This window comes from Alteromonas sp. W12 (assembly GCF_001924945.1).
Lineage (GTDB): Bacteria > Pseudomonadota > Gammaproteobacteria > Enterobacterales > Alteromonadaceae > Alteromonas > Alteromonas macleodii.
The window spans coordinates 125,854-148,350 of the sequence record NZ_LQXH01000008.1; the positions used below are offsets into that span (position 1 = coordinate 125,854).

Annotated in this window: 21 protein-coding genes; 10 read left to right on the forward strand and 11 right to left on the reverse strand. The window is 46.2% G+C overall.

Going from position 1 to position 22,497, the window contains the following annotated elements:
- The first annotated feature begins 1 nt into the window (after position 1).
- On the forward strand, positions 2–589 hold the full coding sequence (locus AWH61_RS11950) for a GNAT family N-acetyltransferase (protein WP_014951376.1): 588 nt from the start codon (positions 2–4) through the stop codon (positions 587–589).
- A gap of 79 nt (positions 590–668) precedes the next feature.
- Here the strand turns inward: AWH61_RS11950 and AWH61_RS11955 are convergent, their stop codons facing one another.
- Positions 669–1,895: a polysaccharide deacetylase family protein gene (locus tag AWH61_RS11955; protein WP_075177170.1), complete on the reverse strand. Its 1,227-nt coding sequence runs from the start codon at positions 1,893–1,895 to the stop codon at positions 669–671.
- Positions 1,896–2,016: 121 nt separating this feature from the next.
- Here AWH61_RS11955 and AWH61_RS11960 point away from each other — a divergent pair, with 121 nt between their 5' ends.
- On the forward strand, positions 2,017–3,363 hold the full coding sequence (locus AWH61_RS11960) for an MATE family efflux transporter (RefSeq protein ID WP_014977798.1): 1,347 nt from the start codon (positions 2,017–2,019) through the stop codon (positions 3,361–3,363).
- 75 nt (positions 3,364–3,438) lie between these two features.
- On the opposite strand, the gene AWH61_RS11965 is transcribed toward AWH61_RS11960, so the two are convergent.
- From AWH61_RS11965 to nfuA, 4 genes are all read right to left on the reverse strand, one after another.
- Positions 3,439–4,191 carry a class I SAM-dependent DNA methyltransferase gene (locus AWH61_RS11965; RefSeq protein WP_075177171.1) on the reverse strand — a complete coding sequence of 251 codons (753 nt, stop codon included), beginning with the start codon at positions 4,189–4,191 and terminating at the stop codon, positions 3,439–3,441.
- Between the two features lie 285 nt (positions 4,192–4,476).
- Positions 4,477–4,860, reverse strand: a complete 384-nt coding sequence (locus AWH61_RS11970) for a VOC family protein (RefSeq protein WP_014951372.1) — start codon at positions 4,858–4,860, stop codon at positions 4,477–4,479.
- Between the two features lie 69 nt (positions 4,861–4,929).
- On the reverse strand, positions 4,930–5,652 hold the full coding sequence (locus tag AWH61_RS11975) for an aspartate/glutamate racemase family protein (RefSeq protein WP_075177172.1): 723 nt from the start codon (positions 5,650–5,652) through the stop codon (positions 4,930–4,932).
- Positions 5,653–6,125: 473 nt separating this feature from the next.
- Entirely contained in the window at positions 6,126–6,704 is a 579-nt protein-coding gene (nfuA, locus tag AWH61_RS11985) for a Fe-S biogenesis protein NfuA (protein ID WP_014951369.1), read from the reverse strand.
- 160 nt (positions 6,705–6,864) lie between these two features.
- Here nfuA and AWH61_RS11990 point away from each other — a divergent pair, with 160 nt between their 5' ends.
- Complete coding sequence (locus tag AWH61_RS11990) at positions 6,865–9,522, forward strand: M14 family zinc carboxypeptidase (RefSeq protein ID WP_075177173.1); 2,658 nt, start codon at positions 6,865–6,867, stop codon at positions 9,520–9,522.
- A gap of 56 nt (positions 9,523–9,578) precedes the next feature.
- Here AWH61_RS11990 and AWH61_RS11995 read toward each other — a convergent pair whose 3' ends face one another.
- Complete coding sequence (locus tag AWH61_RS11995; RefSeq protein ID WP_039235725.1) at positions 9,579–10,292, reverse strand: ComF family protein; 714 nt, start codon at positions 10,290–10,292, stop codon at positions 9,579–9,581.
- 98 nt (positions 10,293–10,390) lie between these two features.
- Here AWH61_RS11995 and bioH point away from each other — a divergent pair, with 98 nt between their 5' ends.
- The 3 genes from bioH (at position 10,391) to AWH61_RS12010 (ending at position 12,636) form a co-directional block, all read left to right on the forward strand.
- On the forward strand, positions 10,391–11,200 hold the full coding sequence (bioH, locus tag AWH61_RS12000; protein ID WP_014980724.1) for a pimeloyl-ACP methyl ester esterase BioH: 810 nt from the start codon (positions 10,391–10,393) through the stop codon (positions 11,198–11,200).
- A gap of 177 nt (positions 11,201–11,377) precedes the next feature.
- The gene (locus AWH61_RS12005) at positions 11,378–11,695 is read left to right on the forward strand and encodes a hypothetical protein (protein ID WP_014951365.1); all 318 of its coding nucleotides are present in this window, start codon (positions 11,378–11,380) and stop codon (positions 11,693–11,695) included.
- A gap of 14 nt (positions 11,696–11,709) precedes the next feature.
- Positions 11,710–12,636 (forward strand): putative metalloprotease CJM1_0395 family protein, encoded by a 927-nt coding sequence (locus tag AWH61_RS12010; RefSeq protein ID WP_075177174.1) that lies wholly within the window; start codon positions 11,710–11,712, stop codon positions 12,634–12,636.
- 121 nt (positions 12,637–12,757) lie between these two features.
- Here AWH61_RS12010 and AWH61_RS12015 read toward each other — a convergent pair whose 3' ends face one another.
- The 3 genes from AWH61_RS12015 to greB all read right to left on the reverse strand — a co-directional run bounded on the left by AWH61_RS12015 (position 12,758) and on the right by greB (position 17,976).
- On the reverse strand, positions 12,758–14,536 hold the full coding sequence (locus AWH61_RS12015; protein ID WP_061486834.1) for a C1 family peptidase: 1,779 nt from the start codon (positions 14,534–14,536) through the stop codon (positions 12,758–12,760).
- Positions 14,537–14,963: 427 nt separating this feature from the next.
- Positions 14,964–17,312: a Tex family protein gene (locus tag AWH61_RS12020; RefSeq protein ID WP_014951338.1), complete on the reverse strand. Its 2,349-nt coding sequence runs from the start codon at positions 17,310–17,312 to the stop codon at positions 14,964–14,966.
- Between the two features lie 178 nt (positions 17,313–17,490).
- On the reverse strand, positions 17,491–17,976 hold the full coding sequence (gene greB / locus AWH61_RS12025) for a transcription elongation factor GreB (RefSeq protein WP_014951337.1): 486 nt from the start codon (positions 17,974–17,976) through the stop codon (positions 17,491–17,493).
- A gap of 174 nt (positions 17,977–18,150) precedes the next feature.
- Here greB and AWH61_RS12030 point away from each other — a divergent pair, with 174 nt between their 5' ends.
- Entirely contained in the window at positions 18,151–18,420 is a 270-nt protein-coding gene (locus AWH61_RS12030) for a hypothetical protein (protein ID WP_170826521.1), read from the forward strand.
- Between the two features lie 266 nt (positions 18,421–18,686).
- Here AWH61_RS12030 and fkpA read toward each other — a convergent pair whose 3' ends face one another.
- The gene (gene fkpA / locus AWH61_RS12035; RefSeq protein ID WP_014951335.1) at positions 18,687–19,472 is read right to left on the reverse strand and encodes an FKBP-type peptidyl-prolyl cis-trans isomerase; all 786 of its coding nucleotides are present in this window, start codon (positions 19,470–19,472) and stop codon (positions 18,687–18,689) included.
- Between the two features lie 197 nt (positions 19,473–19,669).
- Here fkpA and AWH61_RS12040 point away from each other — a divergent pair, with 197 nt between their 5' ends.
- From AWH61_RS12040 to AWH61_RS20150, 3 genes are all read left to right on the forward strand, one after another.
- Positions 19,670–20,602 carry a WD40 repeat domain-containing protein gene (locus tag AWH61_RS12040; protein ID WP_083605931.1) on the forward strand — a complete coding sequence of 311 codons (933 nt, stop codon included), beginning with the start codon at positions 19,670–19,672 and terminating at the stop codon, positions 20,600–20,602.
- Positions 20,603–20,611: 9 nt separating this feature from the next.
- The gene (locus tag AWH61_RS12045) at positions 20,612–20,860 is read left to right on the forward strand and encodes a SlyX family protein (protein ID WP_075177176.1); all 249 of its coding nucleotides are present in this window, start codon (positions 20,612–20,614) and stop codon (positions 20,858–20,860) included.
- Between the two features lie 283 nt (positions 20,861–21,143).
- Entirely contained in the window at positions 21,144–21,302 is a 159-nt protein-coding gene (locus AWH61_RS20150) for a hypothetical protein (RefSeq protein ID WP_012520154.1), read from the forward strand.
- 22 nt (positions 21,303–21,324) lie between these two features.
- Here AWH61_RS20150 and AWH61_RS12050 read toward each other — a convergent pair whose 3' ends face one another.
- Positions 21,325–22,437 (reverse strand): DUF748 domain-containing protein, encoded by a 1,113-nt coding sequence (locus AWH61_RS12050; RefSeq protein ID WP_014977789.1) that lies wholly within the window; start codon positions 22,435–22,437, stop codon positions 21,325–21,327.
- Positions 22,438–22,497 lie beyond the last annotated feature (60 nt).

Here is a 22,497-nt window from a genome sequence, read left to right on the forward strand (position 1 = left end):
TATGGAAATCAAAATAAGGCAAGGTGTGGCATCTGATGCTGCGCAAACTACGCCGCTTATATTGAATGCGGCGCAGTCTTTGTTAACGTCTATTTTTGGACAAAATAAAAATAAAACAGCTGAGGGCTACCTGTCTCATGCATGGGAGCTCGGTGGCGGGCAATATGGCTTTAAGAATCATTGGGTGGCGTGTAGCGGCGACGAAGTACTCGGTGTTGTGACCTCTTGGCACAGCAAACTTGGTGCAACATTTGATAGGGCGACCCTTGATAGCATCACATCGTACTTTACCCTCGATGAGGCTATGACAGTGCTCATGCGCAATCAGACCGTGGCCATCAATCTTACGCCGCCTACTAATACCGAACTCATGATAGGCCATCTCTCTGTTGAAGAAAGTGCCCGTCGAACGGGCGTGGGAACGATACTGGTTGATGCTATGCAAGCGCGAGCAGAAAAACTGAACAAACGTAAAGTGGTACTAGATGTTGAAGTGTCGAACGTGCCAGCCATTCGTTTCTATCAGCGCCATAGTTTTGTGGAAGAGTCGATAAATAAAGGTTTTATTCGATTTTCTAAACCCGTATAGGTAAACGTTTCCTTATATACGCGCGAGCCCAATCGATATGCGCTCGCGCTCAAGCATAGATGTGCCTTATCGACATGCCCTAGTCTGGGTAATTGCCGTTCTCATCTGCCACAAAGAAGGGCGTAGAGTACCAATAATAACGCCCTGATTGCGCATTAGACGGTGCTGTACAATTCACACGTGAACGTCCTACTGGAAGGGTTTCATCAAGGGTAAACGTAAGCACATTTTCTTCTAGGCTAGTCTCGATAGGGTCGCCGCCGAAAAAACAATTTACTTGTGTAAGGCGAACATCGTCACTGTCTATCGTTAAACTAATGGGCGATGACAGGTTTCGCGCTGTCATACGAGGGTCTTTATGTGAACTTTGCGTCACTGGCATGGCTAGACTATTAAGCTTGGTCTTTAGCGTTGCCAAATTGGCGTAAGGACCGGCCGCGGGGAAGCGCGGTAGTGCCTGCATGTCGCTAGATGGGCCCACAGCCCCGGAATGCTGCCCGAATCCAATGTAACCTTCAGCTTTGAGCTTATTAGCGAGCGCCGTGTTGTATTCACCAAACGGGAACGCTAAATATTTAAGGCTAATATCCAGTTTATCTTCAATCTTCTTTTCAGCACTTTCTACGTTCTGCCAAACTTTCTCCAGCCATGCGCGCTCGCCCATTGCTTGCTCACCGTTTAGCATATGAAGGTGGTCTAGCGTGTGGTTGGCAAAAACAACGCCATCGTTATGCATAGCAATAACTTGCTCCCATGTTAGCTGCTTAGGACCTACGCCAATTTCATCAGGGTTGATAAACACGGTATAGGGAAAACCTAGGTCAGCCAGTATTGGGTGAGCATTGTCTAAAATGTTTGCGTAGCCATCGTCAAACGTAATCGCAACCGCATTTTCTGGCAGTGTAGTGTTGTGTTGTATCGCAGAAACAACGTCCTGAAGCGAAACAACAGTGTGGTGTGCGTCCAAGTATTCCATGTGCGATTTAAAGGCTTCAGGCGAAATACTGGTACTGGCTGGTGTTGAAGACGACACATGGTGATAAAGCAAAATGGCGGCGTTAGGCGTGGTGCTCACACTAGAGTCGATGTTACTACCACTTTGTTCCTTTGTAGTGGAAGTCGCATCAGCAACAGGGTTTGCATCTGAGCCTGAAGCAATGCTAGGTGAGACCAACAAAACATTGAAAATTCCCGCAAGCATTGAAGATAAGATCTTCAAACGCGTACGACTCGTCGTTCTATTTTGAATTACATTGTTGGTTTTCATATCATCATCCACTGAGTGCCTAATCAAATTCAATTGCATGGTAAACTCCAAATAATGCGACTTGGCCAATCTTATACATGGTCAAGCTGGTACGCATTTCACTTATGCCGCTGCATAGGTTGATAGTATATAGCGAAATTAACCCCTACTGAGATCATTTATGTCCCCTGCTCAACTAACTCAGCGCTCCTTTTTTGACGACCATTCCCGTCTGTTGGCGTTAGCACTTCCCATGATCTTAGCGAATATTACTACGCCTCTATTAGGTTTGGTGGATACCGCGGTTTTGGGACACATGTCTTTACCAGCCATGCTTGCAGGGGCTTCGGTGGGCGCACTTATCTTAACGCAAATATACTGGGTGTGCGGGTTTCTTCGCATGTCATCAACAGGCTTGAGTGCACAAGCTAAAGGCTCACCGAACAATACATTAGAGTCAGCAAAAGTGCTGTGGCAAACGGTGGCGGTTGCTCTAATGTTGGGGGCTGTGGTACTCGCTCTTCAATCTCCTATCTTGTCTATAGGCTTAGCTTTAACTCAGCCAAACAGTGAAGTTGCCCTGCATCTTCAAGACTACTTTTCGACGCGGGTATGGGGCGCACCAGCTGCCATGCTTAATCTGGCATTAGTTGGATGGTTAGTAGGGCAGCAAAAAACGCGCAGCGTCATGGCTATTCAAATTGTGGGAAATTTATTGAATGCGGGACTCGATGTAGTGTTTGTGTTCGGGCTTGGTTTGTCTGTAGCTGGCGTGGCGCTGGCCAGTGTTATCGCTGAGTATACCATGGCTATAATGGCGCTAGCGGTGGCGTTTAAGCGCATAGGCGGTGTCGCGGTGAGTGCATCGTGGTTTAACCGTGCAGCTCGTAAGGTACTGATGAAGCTTAACGGTGACATGCTATTACGTAACTTAGCATTACAGGGCTGCTTAGCGTTTCTCACCATTCAAGGTGCCCGTTACGGCGAAACGTCGGCGGCCGTCAATGCCATACTCATGCAGTTCTTTGTTCTTATTGCATTGGGACTTGATGGCATAGCCTATGGGGTGGAAGCGCTGGTGGGTGAAGCCAAGGGGGCGTCAGACAGCAGCGAAGTGAAACGACGCACCTACCAAGGGTTAGTCTGGTCGAGTATTTTTGCCCTTATTTATAGCTTGATATTTTTCGCTGGCGGTGAGGCCATTATCGCGCTGCTTACCGAACATAGTGACATTGTAAAAGCTGCGCTACCTTATCTTGGTTTAATGGTATTACTTCCTCTATTAGCGCATTGGTGTTTTTTGTACGATGGCGTATTTGTTGGTCTTACCCGAGCCAGCGCAATGAGAAATACCATGATAATAAGTGCGTTAGGGGTGTATTTCCCCGTTTGGTATCTCACGCAAGATCAGGGTAACGTCAGCCTTTGGTATGCTCTCCTTGCCTTTTTACTCGCTCGCGGTATGACATTGGCCTGGAGCTTTTATCGATTAGATAAACGCGGTGAGCTAGCGACACCGCAAAGCTAGTGTTTTATAACGCTTCGCTGACCTTACTTAGGGAAGGCGTGCTGAGCACGCTGCCTCTCTCAGTTTTTCTAGGCATCATTCAGTATTATTCTTGCTAATGTGTTTTTGCGCGGTTCTTTTTTGCACAATGATAATAGTGTGTAGTTCAGGGTGCTGATCGAATTCAACGTGACGAACAAACCCGCCTGCTTCTATCAATATTTCTATGTATCTATGTAGCCCCAGCGAGGCGTAGTAGACTTCTGGGCCCATCACTTCGTTTGTGTGTTGGCCGCTTTCATCTGTACCTCCACAGCTAAAAAGCAACACACCGTCATCGTCTAAGTGATCCACTAGCTTCTTAAGCAAAGGCTCTTGCTGCGTTAGGGGAATATGCCAAAAGCTATCCCAAGCGCTAATAAACGAATAGTGCTTGGGGATAGTGAATGTACACACGTCGGCGCAATAGAAGGTATGAGCGGGTAATTGGGACGTCGCAATGGCCAGCATATCTTTGGAAACATCAATGCCTTCGTAAGCTAGCCCTGCGCTTTCGATAACCGGGACAAAACGATTGGTGCATCCGCAACCTATGTCTAGTGCGTAACCTCGTTTCTTTGGTTTGTCTTTATTGCTCGCTTTTCCCTTATCAAGCGCTTCACTCTTATCATGCGGTTCTCCCTTATCAAGCGCTTCGCTAGGCACCGTATCAGGCTCTTGTGATGGGGTGTCCGCTAAAAATGACAATGCTTTTTGGTAGGCGGTTAACCCATTTTTCTGATTAAATTCAGGACGAGTCCAAAGGTGTGTAATGGTGTCGTAGGCCTTGCCAGTTTCTTCAGGTGTCATATTCCCTCTGTTAGCTGAGCTTTTACTGGTTCAAGGTTAATTCATCTAGCAACAATGTATAGTGCAAAGAAGAGAAAAGGCGAAACCCGTTTAGGATATTGAGCGGCCAGACAGTAACACCTATGCAGTTTCGTTTGGTTAGGGCTTATATGTAGACATAACTAGGCATTACCCAAAACGCTATTACTCAAAGTGCTATTATTCAAAGGGCTTTGGGCCAAATAGACAGCTAAAAGTGAATAGCCTGCAAAAAGAGCGTGATCATTTAAGCAGGCAGCACTTGAGCTATTTTCTTACGATGTGCGTGGCACAGAGCTTGTTGCCCGCTGGGTCACGCAGATAAGCAAGATACAGTTGGCGTTCCCCATTGCCTCGAATACCCGGTGGGTCCTCGCATGGCACGCCCCCATTCTCGCTTCCTACTTTATGCCATTCATCAACGATGTCTGGTGTTCGAGCGGCAAGGCCGAGCGTGGTGCCATTACCGTGTGTGGCAGCCTCTCCGTTAATCGGCTTTGTTAGCGCTAAAATACCTTTAGGCGTGTAGTAAAATACCCGTCCATATTCATCAAAAACGCCTGGCTCGTATCCTAATACTCCTAAAATAGCATCGTAGAATTTCTTTGATGCTTCAAGGTCGTTCGCACCAATCATTACGTGGCTAAACATAGCTGTGTCCTCTGAAAATAGTAGGGCCAATTCCCTTTTATCAAAGTTAGGTTATATGTGTTTCGCTACTTACCCTTTGCTAACGCTTTGGGGAGCTAATGCAAAATCTACCGCAGCTGAAGCATGGATAGCGGTAGTATCGTATAACTTAACTTTGGTGTGATGTTGTTGAACTAATAAGGCAATTTCTGTGCAGCCTAAAATGATGCCTTCAGCACCCTCGGCCGCCAGTTCATTTATAATGTCAATATACGCGTTACGGGATTCAACACAAATCACGCCCTTGCATAATTGTTCATAAATAATGTTATGAACTGTGTCTCGTTGTTGGGCATTTGGAGTAACAACCTCAATGCCAAAAATCTCTTTAAGGCGGGATGTATAAAAGGTTTGTTCCATGGTGAAGCGGGTGCCCAGTAGCCCAACTTTCTTAAGCCTATCTTGTTGCAACACGCACCCCGTAGCGTCGGCAATGTGAATAAGTGGAATAGTGATCTTCTGCTCTATGTCAGCTGCTACTTTATGCATGGTATTGGTACAAATTAATATGGCTTTTGCACCCGCAGTTTCTAAGTGCTTCGCCTCGCGGATCAGTATATCGGCGGTTTTATCCCATTCTCCTTTATGCTGAAGCTGCTCTATGTGGGCAAAGTCAACGCTGCTTATTATCAGCGGTGCGCTATGAAGGCCGCCAAGTCGAGCATTAACACCACGGTTTATGGCTTGATAGTAACTGACAGTTGATTCCCAACTCATTCCGCCAAGCAGGCCCAGCTTCTTTGTTGTATTCACTACAGCTCCTTTTCATATTGTTAGGCACTTTGCGCAACCTCTAATCTACCTATAACCCGAGACGAGCGCTAGGCGAACATAAATGAACGGGAGACAGCTTCGCAATGTAGAGTATGGCGTATGGGTAAAACTGAGTGCAATCAGACTGGCTTACATTAAGAATAGGGCAAGAAGGTATGGCGTAGAGCAGGAAGTAATCAGAATTTAGGCGGTGGCTTTTTGTTTTTTATAAACGAAAAACGCTGAATAAAAATTCCCCAGTAACCCAACATGGCGATAGCGAAACCGACAAATAATATAAGAAGGCTCAGGTAATGCAGCGTGATATGAAGTTCACTTAAGGTAAACAACAGCAAGACGCCGACAACGAAAATAGATAGACCTATTTTGAATCGTTGCCAGCTTTTGTGAATGTCTTGCTTTAGCATGAGATAGTTATCGAGATATACACTTAAGCAAGTGCAATATTACGCTTAGTAGTAAGAGTGCTCACCCGCTTGGTGCTCAGTCGCATCGCGCACGCCCTTAAGCTCGCCAGCGAATTGCTCAACCATTTGCTTCTCAATACCTTCTTTAAGCGTTACGTCTACCATTGAGCAACCATTGCAGCCGCCGCCGAACTGAAGTATGGCATAGCCATCGTCAGTCAGTTCTGTCAATACAACATTGCCACCATGGCTCGCTAACTGAGGATTGATTTCCGACTCAATCATATAGTTAATTCGCTCAATTAATGGTGCGTCGTCAGACACTTTACGCGCTTTTGCATTAGGTGCTTTTAAGGTTAACTGTGAGCCCATTTGATCGGTAACGTAGTCAATTTCCGCTTCCTCTAAATAAGGCGCGCTTTCTTCATCTACGACCGCATCGAAACCATTAAATGGCAAACGGGTATCTGTTTCTTCAACCGCGTCTGGTGGGCAATAGGACACGCCACACTCAGCCGACGAAGTGCCTGGATTTACGACGAATACACGAATATTCGTGCCAGACTCTTGTTTACTCAACAGTTTTACGAAGTGAGCCTGGGCTTCTTCTGATATAGTTATCATCAGCAAGTCCTACATATTTTGAAATTTGGATTATTGTATCAAATTTACCTGAGTAAAACAGTCAGGTATTAATTAAATAAATTATTCCAGTGAATCGAATTTGTTGAGAGGCGTGCACATCGACACTATTCTCAACCATAACAACAAGACGGGAAGCGCTATGTTCGCGAAATTGCATTACACCGCCAAAAAGAATCCATTCTCACTCGTTTCATTATTAGCCCTTGGTACCATCGCCTTTGGGGCAACAGCCAGTCAGAAATCATTAGCACAACCCGCCTCTGCTTCAACTGTTACTATTGCACCTGATGTAGGCGGGCAGCCGGTGACAGCATACTTACCTGACACGGTATCCTACAACCCAGCTATTCCCACGCCTGAATCGATACTAGGCGCCAACATTGGCGAGTGGCATGTGCGTCACGACCAAGTCGTCAATTATATGAAACTACTTGCCGAGAAGTCTGACCGTATCACCATTGAAGAAACCGGCCGTACTCACGAAAACCGCCCACTTCTGTTACTGACAATCACAGCGCCCTCAAATAGAAACAATATTGAGGCGATGAGGCAGCAACACATTGATGCAATGGAAAGCGGCAAGAAAGTAGGTAGCGATGCTCCCCTTATTTTCTACATGGGCTACAGTATTCACGGTAACGAGCCTTCCGGAACCAATGCTTCACTTGCGTTGGCTTATTATTTGGCCGCGGCTGAAGGTAAAGAAATTGATGCCTTGTTGAATAACAATATTGTGCTGTTTGATCCGTCTTTCAACCCCGACGGGCTTTCTCGATTTGCTCAGTGGGCAAATATGCACAAGGGCAAGCAGCTGGTTTCTGACAGTCGACATCGTGAACACGATGAGGGGTGGCCGTCAGGTAGAACAAATCATTACTGGTTTGATTTAAACCGCGACTGGCTATTGCTGGCTCACCCAGAGTCGCAGGCGCGAATTAAACAGTTTCATAAATGGCGCCCACATATCCTCACCGATTTTCATGAGATGGGGACAGACAGCACCTATTTTTTCCAGCCTGGTGTGCGCTCGCGTAAAAATCCACTGACGCCTGATGAGAACGTAACGCTAACTGAAGCGCTTGCCCAGTATCATGCTGCCGCGTTTGATGAGCAAGGGGAGCTCTATTTTACCCAAGAAGCGTTTGACGATTTCTACGCAGGCAAAGGCTCGACCTACCCAGATTTACACGGCAGTGTGGGTATTCTTTTTGAGCAAGCAAGCTCACGGGGCCACATTCAGGACTCTATTAATGGCAAGCTTGCCTTCAAAGACACCATAGCAAATCAAATTACTACGTCTTTAAGCACTTTTAGAGGCGCATTGGCAAATAAGGCTGCTATTCTCGATTATCAATCGGGTTTTGTTAAGAGCACACAGTCACTGGCTGAAAAGGATGAGCAGGTAGGTTTTGTTGTTAGTGCATCGAATGACACAGCTCGCTTTAACGCATTTGTTGCATTGCTTGAACAGCATCATATTAATTACGAGGTGTTAACGAAAGATGTTGAGGTAAGCAAAGTTCGCTATGGTGCAGGTAGCGCGATTTATATTCCTTCAAACCAGCCTCAATACCGTTTAGTAAAGTCAATTTTCTCTACCCAAACCTCGTTTGAGAACAACACGTTTTACGATGTATCAACGTGGAATTTGGCTTTGGCTTTCAATTTGGATTACGCGCCTCTAGATAGGGGCGATGCGCGAAGCCTAAAACTTAGCGACAGCACCGCACTTGCACAACCCGCACTTAATGATATTCACCCAGACGCATACGCGTATGCGTTTTCATGGCACCAGTACTATGCGCCAGCCATGCTGCAAACGCTATTGGAAGCAGGCGTGAAGGTACGCAGCAGTGAAGAAGCGTTCTCTGCTATTAAATATGACGGGAAAAACGTTGAGCTTCAGCCTGGCAGTATTATTGTGCCTAAAGGTTTGGGTCAGCCAGAAAACCTGGCGGCTATTTTGCGTGAAGCGCAACAGCAACTTAAAGTGCCTGTCTTTAGCCTGCGTAGTGGATTAACGCCAACAGGACACGACCTAGGTAGCCGAAGCATGGCGCCTGTAACCTTACCTCAAGTATTAATTGTTGGCGGTGAAGGTACCAGCGAATACGAAGCAGGTGAAATATGGCACTATTTCGACACAAAAGTGGGGCTGGCTGCCAGTATTGTTGAGCAACAACATCTGACAAGCGCGCTTAATGATCCTAGCGTTACTTATACGCACCTTCTATTCCCTAGCGGTGGATATCGCTTTAGTGAAAGTGAAAGAACTCAAATTGAGCAGTGGGTGAAAGCCGGTGGCGTAATCGTGGGGCAGAAATCCGCGTTGCGTTATTTCGCTCAACATAAATGGTTAGACGTAGAAATTGTTAGTCGAGAGAGTATTGATAACGCGTTCGATGAAAGCGAACTCAGCTATAAAGATGGCGCTTCGTTATACGCCAGAAAGTTGGTGGCTGGCGCTGTGTTTGAAGCGAATATCGACAATACTCATCCATTGTTCTACGGCTATGATGACGACACGCTACCCATGTTTAAAACCAATAATATGATAGTGGAGGCTAGTAGTTCACCCTTTATAACGCCTGCGCGCTACACTGATGAGCCTCTCATGGCTGGGTTTAGTGACAAAAGAATGGTTGCGCTAATGGCTGAATCAACTGCTGTGACGACTCAAAAAATGGGGCGCGGCGTTGTCATTGGCTTTACCGACAATACACAGTTTAGAGGGTACTGGTATGGCACGAACAAGATGCTGGCCAATGCAATCTACCAATCGCATTTTATTCGCTAAATCAGTTTGAAAGGCGCGGCGAATGCCGCGCTTTTCAGTATCACCGCTTCTGATCACTAGGCTTTCTGATACAGACTGCTTTTAGGTGGTGGCGTAAATGCCGCTACCCACACCTGAATGTGTAAATTTGGGTAGCGTTTTTTGAGCCTTTTACTCAATGTATTCACGGTCACGCCGGTGGTGAGTACGTCATCGACAATTGCAACGCTGAAGTTGCTGCCATCTTTATTACCTTGCGCTATTGCTATCTCATCATCGATACACTGCGTCGATAGGCTAAATACACGGCTTGCGTTTTCGGCTCTCGCCATTTTGGATAAGTGATGCTGCACGCTAAAGCCCCGTCGTTTGGCCCACGACTGGTTAACTGGAATATTCAGCTCACTGCTTATGCTTTCACACAGAAGCGTAGCCTGATTGTAGTGCCGTGTAGCAAGTCGCCATGCACTAATTGGCACCGGAAGCAGCACATTGGGCACTGATAAAGTGCACTGTCGCATTTTATGGACAAACCAGTTACTTAATACTTTTCCTGCCGTAAGGGAATGCGTAAACTTTAACTGGTGAACCAGCGATGACATTGGCCACGTATGAAGTCCTAAAACGCGTAACGCGTCATAGTGGCTATGCTTGACGTGGCCTGCCACAGGGCCATATTGAAGTAAGTTACTTCCGTGCAACGTGGCATCGAAAAAAAATATGTCATCTTCACACCAGTGACATACTGGCGTAGGACTTGCCTGATAACATAGCAAGCATGAAAGGTTCATAGTGTTGATTCCATCAACTTCCTTGAATTGTCGAACGTCGACCTGTTTTCATTATTTCGTGTTGCCTCAAAAACACGTGACTGCCTAAGGAGGTGTAAATGGAAAGTTTGCATACAAACGGCGAGCTTGTCACCCGTACTCAGGGTACAGGCGTAGATGTGGTATTTCTTCATGGTTGGGGTATGAACAGCGGAGCGTTCACATCCTTTATTCCTTATTTAAGCGATAATTTTCGCGTCACCACCATAGATCTTCCTGGTTTTGGGGAAAATGCAGAGTTCGTCCCGTCACCGTATAACGTGGAAACATTGGCTCAATCCATTGTGAACCAACTGCCAGACCAGTGTGTGTTGGTTGGGTGGTCATTAGGTGGACTAGTTGCGCAAAAGTTAGCGCTGTTAGCACCAGAAAAACTTACCGGACTGGTAACGATTGCTTCAACACCTCGATTTATAGCAGGGCCTTGTTGGCCGGGTATTGCTGCCGATTTACTTTCAATGTTCGAGACTCAGCTTGAAAAGAACTATCAGAAAACACTGGAACGTTTTTTGGCAATTCAAGCGATGGGCAGCGAAACGGCAAAGCAGGATATTAAGGCGATCAGAGAACAGGTAACCCAATTCCCAGATCCCGCCGAGGAAGCGCTTAAGAAAGGTTTACGCATATTGTCTACTGAAGACATGCGTCAAGACGTGGGGCGAATAACTACACCCACGTTACGATTGTATGGCAGGTTAGATAGTCTAGTGCCGACCAGCGGAATAGATCGTATATGTGAGCTACATCCGCAGGCTGATACCGTTGTTCTGCCTCATGCGTCGCATGCGCCGTTTATTTCACACCCTCAGCAAACTGCTGACATTTTATTTCGCTTTGCCGCTGGCGTTTACCAGCAAAAGGCGTCGTAATAGAGCGATGACATGAAGCTTCAAACCGCGGCTTGCCGATAGTTCGAAGCTTTTCTTATCTTTGACAGCTTAATAAAAATCGCCTGCTTACAATAAGTTAATGACAGGGTGTGATACATGACTTTCCATTTGTGTGAAATTGGTTAATAATTGCACATGAGAGGTTAGGGGTAATGTATGACAAGTATTGATGGTTTAGGTGCAGGCTCTGCATTTGCAGCGGCTCAATATGGTTTACAAAATGCCAGCGACGGAATTTCGCAGGCAGCATCAAATATTGCTCAGCGAACTGCTGAGGATGCGGTAGCACCCGCTCAACCTATTGCGACCAATACCGACACAATAAACACGTCATCGAATTCAACGTCTACCTCCACGCGTCTCACTGACGACTTAATCGCGCTCAATGTAAACGAACGTAATGCCCAAGCCTCTGCCAAAGTATTAGGTGTTGCCGATGAGATGCTTGGTACCATCATAGACGTGCTTGCGTAGGTGGAACAGTTACGGTGAATATCGTTACACCAATCCTTAACGCCATTGCTTATCCCACGGCGAACATAAATACAGAGTCTGCACGTAGAGATAACGTGCAGCGTGAAACTATTCCCCAAGCGTCAGATTCCCAGCAAGGGGCTTCTCAAAAAGGCTTGGGGTCAGAAGCCGATAAAGCGAAGAGCCCCGGCCAGCCGCCAGCGCCGGTTACTTACGAGCGCCCTCAGGTACAAACAGAACTTCAAGCGGCCTTTCAAAACGTATTTGGGCAACAGAAAGATAATGCGCAAGATGAGAGTGCAGGCAAGCAGGGCGCGCAAGACAGGCAACAAGAACAGCAAGAGAAACAAGACGCTGCTGAAATTGAGCAGTTAAAAGCCCGCGATCAGGAAGTGAGGGTTCACGAGCAAGCGCATGCTTCAACAGGCGGTCAGTACGCCGGTGCTCCGCAGTATGAATACACTACAGGCCCTGACAATAAACGCTATGTGACCGATGGCGAAGTGTCGATTGATGTTTCAGAAGAAAAAACGCCTGAAGAAACGCTGAAAAAAATGGAGCAAGTGCGCGCAGCCGCCCTCGCACCAGCTGAACCTTCATCACAAGATTTAAAAGTGGCTGCAGAGGCTTCTCAAAAAGCCACAGAGGCCCGTAGCGAGATTGCCAAAGGCCAAACAGAAACGGCTTCACCAGGTTCTACCTCAGCACAAAGCAATGGCATTGTTGCAGACTCAGGGGCAGCCGTGCAGCCCGATACAAATATAGGCACCGCAACCGATTCTATTGCGAATATGGTGTTAGATAATCAATCTTCGTCAGCAGACACACAAGGCTTTCAGGCAAATGAGTCTAATGTGATGCAAACACGAATTGGCCGAATTCAAAATGCTTATTTGCAAGCTTACACCCCCTCTAGAGAAGGTTTATCGCTTCAAGCATGATAACGTGCAATTAACGCTAGCTGCTTAACATTGCACGAACGATTTAGCCCGTCATAGCTAAGGGCTAAATCGCGAAAAAAGCACTTTCACTTCCCTTGCATTGCCTTAAAACCACCAGGGCTTAATAATCCAGTATTGCCTTTGTAAACGGATATTTAGGTGATCCGCCAGTGATGTCTGAAAGTACCGAGTTCATGGTATCTACGTCGCTATCGAAGCCGCCGTGGGACGTGGCGGCGGTGGCATCACCTACTTTCCCCTCACTGTACTTAAACGTCACGTTAGGCAGCGGCTGATTAAACACAGCCATACCTAACAAGGGCATCTCTGGTTTGGATTCAAACGCATTTGATACTAAATAGAGCAACGACTTCTGGTAAATACGCGCCACGTGGTCATCTTTTTCCAACGCTTCAGATAAGTTGTAAACCGTGGTCGATTCAATGTGTTTCCCTTCTATAAGCGCAGAGAGCTTTTCGTTGAACAAGGGGTAGCTAATGGCTGGAGCCAGTAAATGCAGACTCTTAATCGTTATGTTTTCATCAACTTTACACAGCCTAGATAGGCTGTGTGCATGAAAAATAGAGCCAGCAGAATGCCCTACGACATGCAGCTTAATATCTGAATTGTCTTTCAAGTAGGCGGCCAATTGCGTTAGGAAATACGTACCATCTGATGTGGTACGGGTAAAGGGCGTGCAAGCGTCTGATTTCATTTCTCGCCACAGTGCGCCGCCTACTTTACGTGTTGCCCATTCTAGTATGCGGTCAGTGTAGTCAGTGAAGGCTCCTACTTTGTTGCTAATCTCTTTATTCTTAAAGCCCAGAATATCCTTGAGTTCTTCTAGCATACCCGTGTCGTACATGAAGTGAATGGGGTAAATATCGTTTTTAAGAAAGGTGTCTTTCATTGCTGCAATGCGTTTAGCCGAAGCTTTTATGCTATTTAAGCCACCATGTGCATACAGCATTACGTGGCGATGGTTACTTTCGGAAAGTTTTTCAATAATGGCATCGACGTGGTTTTTATTGCTCCAATATTTACTTCTGGTATCAAAGTGTCCGTCGTCGAAATGAACGAAGTGATCTTGAATGCTCACCCGTGGTGTGGAGCGAGAAAACAAACCCTGTGCAATGGAGCGCGTAGCCTGATGGTAAGTTCCTGTGCCTGAAATAGGAAGTGCGAGTTGAACAACCCATGCATCCATAACGTTTAACGCCCAGTCATCGTAACGCCAAAGTGCCAGCCCTGACTTCTTCCAATCCGTCCCCCAGGAGTTTTGGATCCAGAACCCTTCATCGTTATAGCCAACAATGGCAAACGCATGGCCACCCATGGGTTCAGGCCTTAAGCTTATTACATCACCTTCGCTATCTTTCCAGCCTTCATGAATTCTGGCAGAAACAAAGATTACGCCCACTTCGTTAAGCGCCGCATGAAAATCGCTAATTTCTCGTTCAATACGGTAGTACGCACCTAGCCTGTGATTGCTTGCATTGTTAGCAATAGCTAGGGTCATTTCAAATTCGTTGCTGTGCTTAATATCTTCAGTTAGTGACTCGTTACATACGCCACTGTTGTACCACCCCTTAATTGCACCGCGGCAGCTAGAGCCTTCATACGCTTCACCTAACCACTCATCATGACGTTTAGCCATGGCATAAAGCATCCACGGGCTAACAGTATGTTTTCGGCCTTGCTGACGGTAAATGAAATTAATGGTAGCGGCCAATGCAAAGCCGGTACACGCTCCATCTTTTCCTTGGTCTAAAATAACCAAATTGCCTGGCGGGTCGATAAAAGGCTTAAGTGGAGTAAGATTCGGTTGGTAATAACGATCCCGAAGGTCGGGGTAATCGGCGCTGACATTCAGCATGTTTTTTGAGACAGGCGAGTTCATAAAATCATCCTTTGATGAGGGCAGATAATCTTTGCTGTACAGTTGGATGATTACGCTCGTACACCAAAGGTTAGTGGCCCTTAGCTCATTATGGTTGTCCGAAAGTGCTGCCTAGAAAAAGGCTGTGGTCAAATGAGCAACATTACCTTCGTTAAACGTTAAGGCTCTAAAAGCATGTCAACGGCCTTGCTAATCGCTACTAATATACGAACTTCGGTTTCGGTGTGACCTACACCTCTTCATTATTTCGGTATTCTCTATTTTGGTGCTTTTGGTTAAAGAGTTTTTGGGCACATAAAATTTCTATGCGCCCGAACTAATGTACCACAATCTAATGTATCAAAAACGGCAGGCTAAATGGAAGCGTGAAACAAAAAGGGACTGTCAGTGACAGGCCCTCTATAAGCAACAGTAAATTCGCTACTGTTTACTTTTTTGCTTTAGCAAATGCATCAGCAAAGGCGTTGCCCATGGCGCTGTTTTGAGGCTGGCTGTTGCGATTGCCGCCACCCTGATTTGAACGAGGGTTTGCTTTTGCGTTAGCACGCCCAGCCCCTTTACTTTGTGGTTTTCCTGCTGCTGGTTTACCGCCTGCATTATTGCTTTGACTCGGTGTATCGTCTAAGCGCATGGTGAAGGAGATACGCTTGCGAGGTACGTCAACTTCAAGCACTTTTACTTTGACGATATCGCCTGCTTTAACTACCTCGCGTGGGTCTGAGATAAACTTGTTAGTCAGTGCTGAAATATGCACCAGTCCATCCTGATGTACGCCTACATCAACGAACGCGCCAAAATTGGCTACGTTGCTAACCACACCCTCTAAAATCATGCCTGGTTTAAGATCGTTAATGGTTTCAACGCCTTCTTTAAACGCGGCAGTTTTAAATTCTGGACGAGGATCGCGGCCTGGTTTATCCAGCTCTTTTAGAATGTCTTTAACCGTTGGCAAACCGAATGCGTCGCTGGTAAAGGTGTCTGGCGACAGGCTTTTTAGAAGCTCGGTATTGCCGATGATGTCATTAACAGCAACAGCAGTCGTATCTACAATTTTATCTACTACTGGGTACGCTTCGGGGTGAACCGCAGAGGCATCAAGTGGGTTGGTGCCGTTTACAATGCGAAGGAAGCCTGCCGCTTGCTCAAAGGCTTTAGGCCCTAAACGTTCAACTTTCAATAGCGCTTTTCGGTCTGGGAAAGCGCCATTAGTGTCTCTGAAATTTACAATGTTATGCGCTAGGGTTTTGTTTAAGCCCGATACGTAGCTCAAAAGCGCGGGCGATGCAGTGTTTAAGTCAACGCCAACGGCGTTTACACAGTCTTCAATAACACGGTCTAGCGACTTGCCTAACTGGCTTTGGCTTACGTCATGCTGATATTGGCCTACACCAATAGCTTTAGGTTCAATTTTAACCAGCTCTGCCAGCGGGTCTTGCAAGCGTCGAGCGATAGACACTGCGCCGCGGATTGACACGTCAAGGTCAGGCAATTCTTTTGAAGCAAGCTCAGAGGCTGAATACACCGATGCACCCGCTTCACTGACCATAATTTTTTGTGCAGTAAGCTCGCTGTTGTTCTTGAGCATTTCGCCAACGAGTTTGTCTGTCTCGCGCGAGCCAGTACCGTTGCCAATGCTGATTAAATCTACTTTGTATTGCTTGCACAACGTGGTGAGCGTGCGAATAGATTTATCCCATTGATTTTGTGGTGCATGCGGGAAAATGGTGTTGGTTGCGACCACTTTACCCGTGCTGTCTACGACCGCTACCTTAACGCCAGTTCTCAAACCTGGATCTAAACCCATAGTAGTTTTTGCACCTGCAGGTGCAGCCATCAACAGGTCGTTTAAGTTTTTAGCAAATACCTCAATGGCTTCCTCTTCAGCGCGCTCACGAAGGGCGCTGAATAGCTCAGTTTCCATGTGTAAACCAATTTTGATTTTCCACGTCCACTGTACAACTTGAGCTAAGAAGTCATCTGCACCACGGCCGCGGTGCATAATATCGTAATGGCTGGCAATAATATGTTCGCAATGCGATGGGCCGTTGTCTTCTGACTGCGGGTCGGCATCTAGCTGAATGTGTAGCATGCCTTCGTTGCGGCCTCTAAACATCGCCAGCGCGCGGTGAGATGGTACGTTCTTGTACTTTTCACTGTGTTCGAAATAGTCTTTATATTTGGCGGCTTCTTGCTCTTTACCTGATACAACCGTGCTTTTTACATAAGCATTTTCAGTTAAGTACTTGCGCACTTTTGCCAGCAGTGTAGCGTCTTCGGCGAAGCGCTCCATTAAGATATAGCGGGCGCCTTCTAATGCTGCTTTAGTATCAGCAATGCCACTATCTGCGTTAACGTATTCGCTTGCTGCACTTTCAGCATCGGTATCTGGGGTAGAGAATAAGGTATCAGCGAGAGGTTCAAGGCCTGCTTCAATCGCTATTTGGCCTTTAGTGCGTCGGCGAGGCTTGTACGGTAAGTACAAATCTTCCAAGGTAGTTTTGCTGTCAGCACTGGTGATACTGCTTTTAAGCTCGTCGGTTAGTTTGCCCTGTTCCTCGATAGATTTAAGGATTACATCGCGGCGCTCTTCAAGCTCTCGCAGGTAGGTTAAGCGCTGCTCCAAGGTACGCAGCTGTGTGTCATCAAGGCCTTGTGTCACTTCTTTTCGGTAGCGCGCGATAAAAGGTACGGTAGACCCTTCATCAAGAAGTTTAACAGCGGCAGTTACTTGCGAAGGTTGAACGCTAAGTTCATCTGCAATTTTATTGATAATCATAAGTCGCTCTAAGATACTAAAAATTCGCGTCAGGCAATGGCGAATAAACGGTGTGTGAAAGGCTTATATACACAGCGTCGGTAGTGAAAATAGGAGCGGTGAGTATATCACCGCGGTGTAGGGGAAGTCGTCTGATCATTGTGTTACAAATGGGTGATTAAATAGGGCATATTAGTGCTCACAGTTTGTCTGTTGCGTCGTACCAAATACGGTTTATCCACCACTCTTTCGTGCCCGTTTCGGTTTTTACAACAAACTCATCGTCTTCTTCTTTGCCAAGCAGTGCTCGCGCCATCGGAGAGTCGATAGAAATGTAATCCTTGCGGCCGAAAATTTCGTCGTAGCCCACGAGCCTAAGTTCCATCACCTTGCCCGCTTCGTTTTCAATTTCAACCCAGGCACCAAAGAAGACCTTACCCTCTTGCTGTGAATCGTAGTCCACAACCTTTAGGTTTTCCAAGCACTTGCGAAGGTAGCGTACGCGGCGATCAATTTCCCGTAACTTCTTCTTATTGTACTGGTAGTCGGCATTCTCGCTTCTGTCACCAAGGCTCGCTGCCCAGGTTACCTTGCGAGTAATTTCAGGTCGTTCTTCACGCCACAAGAAATCCAGTTCCTGTTTAAGCTTTAAGTAGCCCTTTCGAGTGATAAGCGGTGTTTTCACAATGTCCTATAAATAATCCAGCTAATTACCCCTACTTTATGTGGGTAATAAGGCAAAACGCAATCTTTCTGTACGTCAAAAAGTGACAAAAGAGCCAGATTGAATAATTATTGAACATAAACCTTTCGTTTAGTGTCGTAGTATAAATAATAGTCAAACCATTAGGGGAAATGAATGCGTAACAGGATACCAATGTTGAACCGTCGAAGGTCGGGGAACGATCCGTTCCAAACCAGCGGTACTATCATCGGTTTTATGCTGTTTTTAAGTGGCGCGCTGTTATTGTTGTATGCCTTGCTTGATATCGTTGTTCGCTTAAATAGTATGCAAACCGTGATATATCTTATTTTAGGTTGTGCTATGTATAAGGTGGGTCAGTCTCTGTTAAATCATTTTGCTACGTTTAAGGTACACACAGAAAGACGGCGCGCCCCTCAGCGTTAAAACCTTTTGTTTTAAGCACCAAGTTTTAAGGCGAAATTGTTCCAAAAAGGCTTGGAATAGACCGTGAAATTTGGTCGATTTAGACTAAGCTTATTAGTGTAATTCGAGGCACCAAGCATATTGAATAACCCACTTTACTATTTGGGTACGCGCGTGGTGAAAACCCACTGGCTCGTAGGGAAAAGGTAAGCAAGGATCACGCTGACTCACTAAAACAAAAAAGCCGACGCTATGCGTCGGCTTTCTCTTTTTCTTAAAGCACTAACTTATTCCGTTGGCGCTTCTGCTTCAGGCTTAACCACTTCTAGCAACTCAACGTCAAAGATAAGCGTCGAGTTTGGCGTGATTGCGCCAGTAGAACGCGCACCATAAGCAAGTTCAGATGGGATATGGAAGCGATACTTTGCGCCTTCTTTCATCAATTGAACGCCTTCAGTCCAACCAGAAATAACGCGATTAAGTGGAAATTCTGCTGGCTCGCCACGCTTGTAAGATGAGTCGAACTCTGTGCCATCTAGCAAGGTGCCACGGTAGTGAACTTTAACCATGTCTGTCGCTTCTGGGCTTGCACCCTCGCCTTCTTCAAGTACTTCGTACTGAAGACCAGACTCGGTAGTTACCACACCTTCTTTCTTACCGTTTTCTTCTAGGTAAGCTAGGCCTGCTTCAATATTTTTTTCAGCGGCTTGTTCCGCCATTTCTTGCTGCTTAGCGCGAAGTACTTCTTCGCCTTGTTGAGCGATTTGCTGAATCTGCTCTGGCGTAAACTTAAGGGTGTCGTTTAGACCGTCTTTAAAGCCTTGTTGTAGCGCATCTTGGTCTAATGTTAAACCCAGTTGCTCTTGTTGTTCGGCACGGTTGCTAACGAACAAACCCATGCTTGCGCCCATGGCGTAAGCTTGCTTTTGCGTATCTGTCATTTCTTCTGCTGAAACAGAAGTTGTTTTTGCACTATCAGCGCTTGTAGAAGCGGCCTCATCAGATGTATTTGGCTGGCAAGCGAAAAGGCCTAGCGCAGCGATAGTAGATAAGGCAACGAGCGACTTCTGCATAAAAACGTCTCCATAAATTTTTATCATCATGCGTCTATGTCTATACTGCTGCATCCAAGGCAGTGTGCACGATAGTTAAAGATGCGTGATCCATGCTATGTTAAACCTAGCGTTTACAAAGCGAAACCCATTTGATTATGTTTAGGCCTCAAATGTTCCATAGAATAGCGTTACTCATCGTACTTATAGGTAATTCCATGGGATGCTCTGTCCCTGATACTACGCCAATACAGGAGTGGCGTCATGTAGAAGAAGGCGCCTATGCCGCAGATATTTCTACCGACGGCACGTTAGCGGTGGTTTCTGGCGTGAATAATGGGGTAAACGTATGGCGAATTGGACAAAGTGATCCCCTTTATCACTGGAGCCACCAAGGTGAAGGTGACAACCTGGTCATGTCAGTGCACATTAGCGCCGACAAAAGCTATGTTGTGACCGCTGACCGCGAGGCGTTTGCCTTATGGAGTCTGGAGACCGGCGAGCCTGAAGGTTTTTGGCGCATTGACGAGTCATCAATTAGAGATGTGGTGGTTACCAATAATGGTAACGGCATATTGGTGGCGCGCTCAAATGGCAAAGTTATGTACTTTGAACCTCGTACTTCGCGTCGACTAGAGTTTTTAGGGCATCAAGAAAAGGTTAACTCCATTGATATTTCCCCTAACGGTAAGTTCGCGTTGACGGGGGGCAACGATTACATAGCGTATTTATGGAGCACTGACACTGGGCAAATAATTCATACATTCACCCACCCCACGCGAGTAACAAAAGTAGCGCTTGATGATGAAGGCCGCTTTGCTTTTACTGCGGACAGCCAGAGCAAGTCGCAAGTGTGGAATGTGCAAACCGGGCAGCCTGTGGCATCCCTCAAATATGCAGCGCGTCAGAAAATCTTCACAGACGTTGAGTTTTCCAAAGATGGTCAGTTTTTACTAACAGGCTCTCCCGCCAGAAAAGTATACCTGTGGGATTTGAAAACTGGCGAGCAAGTGCAATCCATTCAGGTTGCTTCACGAGAGTCAGTTTCACCACCAACCGCAGTTGTGTATGGCGTCGCCTTCCTCCCCAATGATAATATATTGTCCATAAGCAGTAGTGGCCTTGCCGAAGAATGGCAACGAGAGAGATAGAGAATTTACATGATAGATAAAAGCGCTGAGCATTTACAACAGCAAATAGATAGCGCGAATAGCTATATCGAAGAGCTTCAAACTAAAGTTGCGTTTCAGGAGTACACCATTGAGGCGCTAAATGATGCGCTGTCTTCGCAACAAAAGCAGCTTGACGATTTAGCCTTTAAAGTACGCCATGTCGTTGACCGCGTTAAGTCTATCGAGCCGTCTAATATTGCTAAGCAGTCAGAAGAAACCCCGCCTCCGCATTACTAGAATAATTGAAGCGCACTAATAATTGCAGCGCGGTATTCATTTGGATCACGTCCATTGGCGATGACACTTATTGCGGGGCGCTCATCGTGGGAAGAGGCCTGTGAAGACATCAAAGGCGCTTCGTTGATGTGCAGTAGTGTTGAAAAAACATCACGCTAGTTCATCTTGTTATGAGTTAGGCGAAGTCTTCATTTAGCCAGGATATACATTTGAATTACACTTGCGCCCCGATACAAAGGCTTCAGCAAAAAGAAGCCTTTTTTACTATTTAAGAGAGTGAGTTATGAGCGATTTTGATATGGATGCGTTTGATAGCATCGATTTTGACTCTGTTGAGCAGTCAGTAGCAGAGAAACAGGCTGAAAAAGACAAGCAAGAGAGTCAAGAGATTGAAGGTATGCGCGACGGCGCCAATGACTGTGGCGATAGCTGTACTATTTAAGCGCGCTCAGCGGCGAGGGCTCTTAATTTTCAGAGCCTTCCGGCGCTTCCAACTTATCCAGCTCGAGTCTATCCAACTCTATACTTTTCTCCACATCGCCGTTAAAAGCCTCGATAAATGCATTTTTTAAAATCGCGGTAAATGCCTCCCATGTTTGGGTGTCAGGGCTTGATAAATCGCCTTCAACAGGAATGCGTGTGGCAATTTGGTCTTCGCTTTGGTTTTCAAACAGTTCGGTGACAAACGCGGAAATGGCTTCGATACTGCCTTCAATAAAACCATCGCCGTCACGTTCAATGTCACCCTTCCAAGAAAATACCTCCACATTATGCAAAATGGGTTTGATATAGCCTTTTACTTTCCCTTCATTAGACGCCACTTCAGCCGCAAGCGTGAGTGTGCCGGCTTCCAGATCAAACGGTGCGTAGGTATCAAGTAGGTTCTTAAAGTTCACTAGTCCAACGTTGTCAGCTTGAATATCAACGTCAAATGTGGGGGCTGTTGTTGCGGGGTTGAGTTTAGCGTTTAAGGATATCGTGCCCTGCTGTGCCGTTTGTCCTTGCGCTTTGGCCGTTGCTACACGTGAGTCTGACAAGTTATCGCTATTCACCAAGTTATTCACTTCAAGCTGAATATCATGAAGCGCAATGTCGATAGCCGGAGAAGTATCGGGGTTGTGGAAAGCGACTTTTCCTTGGTTAATAGTTAGCTTATCGATGCGTAACGGGAAGAGTTGGTCGGCGATAGATAACCAGTTTTCATCCTTACCAGACTGGCTTCTCTCCTCCGTGTTGCCGTCTACAAAATTAATCTCGGGGGAATTAACAATGACTTTTCCCACCGCTGCACCTTTGAAAAGCTGTGACCATGAAAGCGTAAACTCCACATAGTCAGCTTTAAATAGCGGCCTATCTACTTGCCCGTTCGCCTTATAAAGCAAAACATGTTCTAAACTATATGCGCCACGCCATAGCATTAAATCTACATCGCCCACGCGGCCGTTATACTCTTTTGACTGACTCAGCGTCGTGTTGATGTATGACGCTGCGGCGTAAGGCAAGTAAAGTCTTATGGCAATAAGCGTAAGCAACAAGGCTATAAGGACATAGCAGGCACGTTTTTTAGCATGTTTCATATTCACTCCTTTGCGAAGGAAATACAAAAATTATGCCTGAGCAACCTCTTTTGTTAGGTA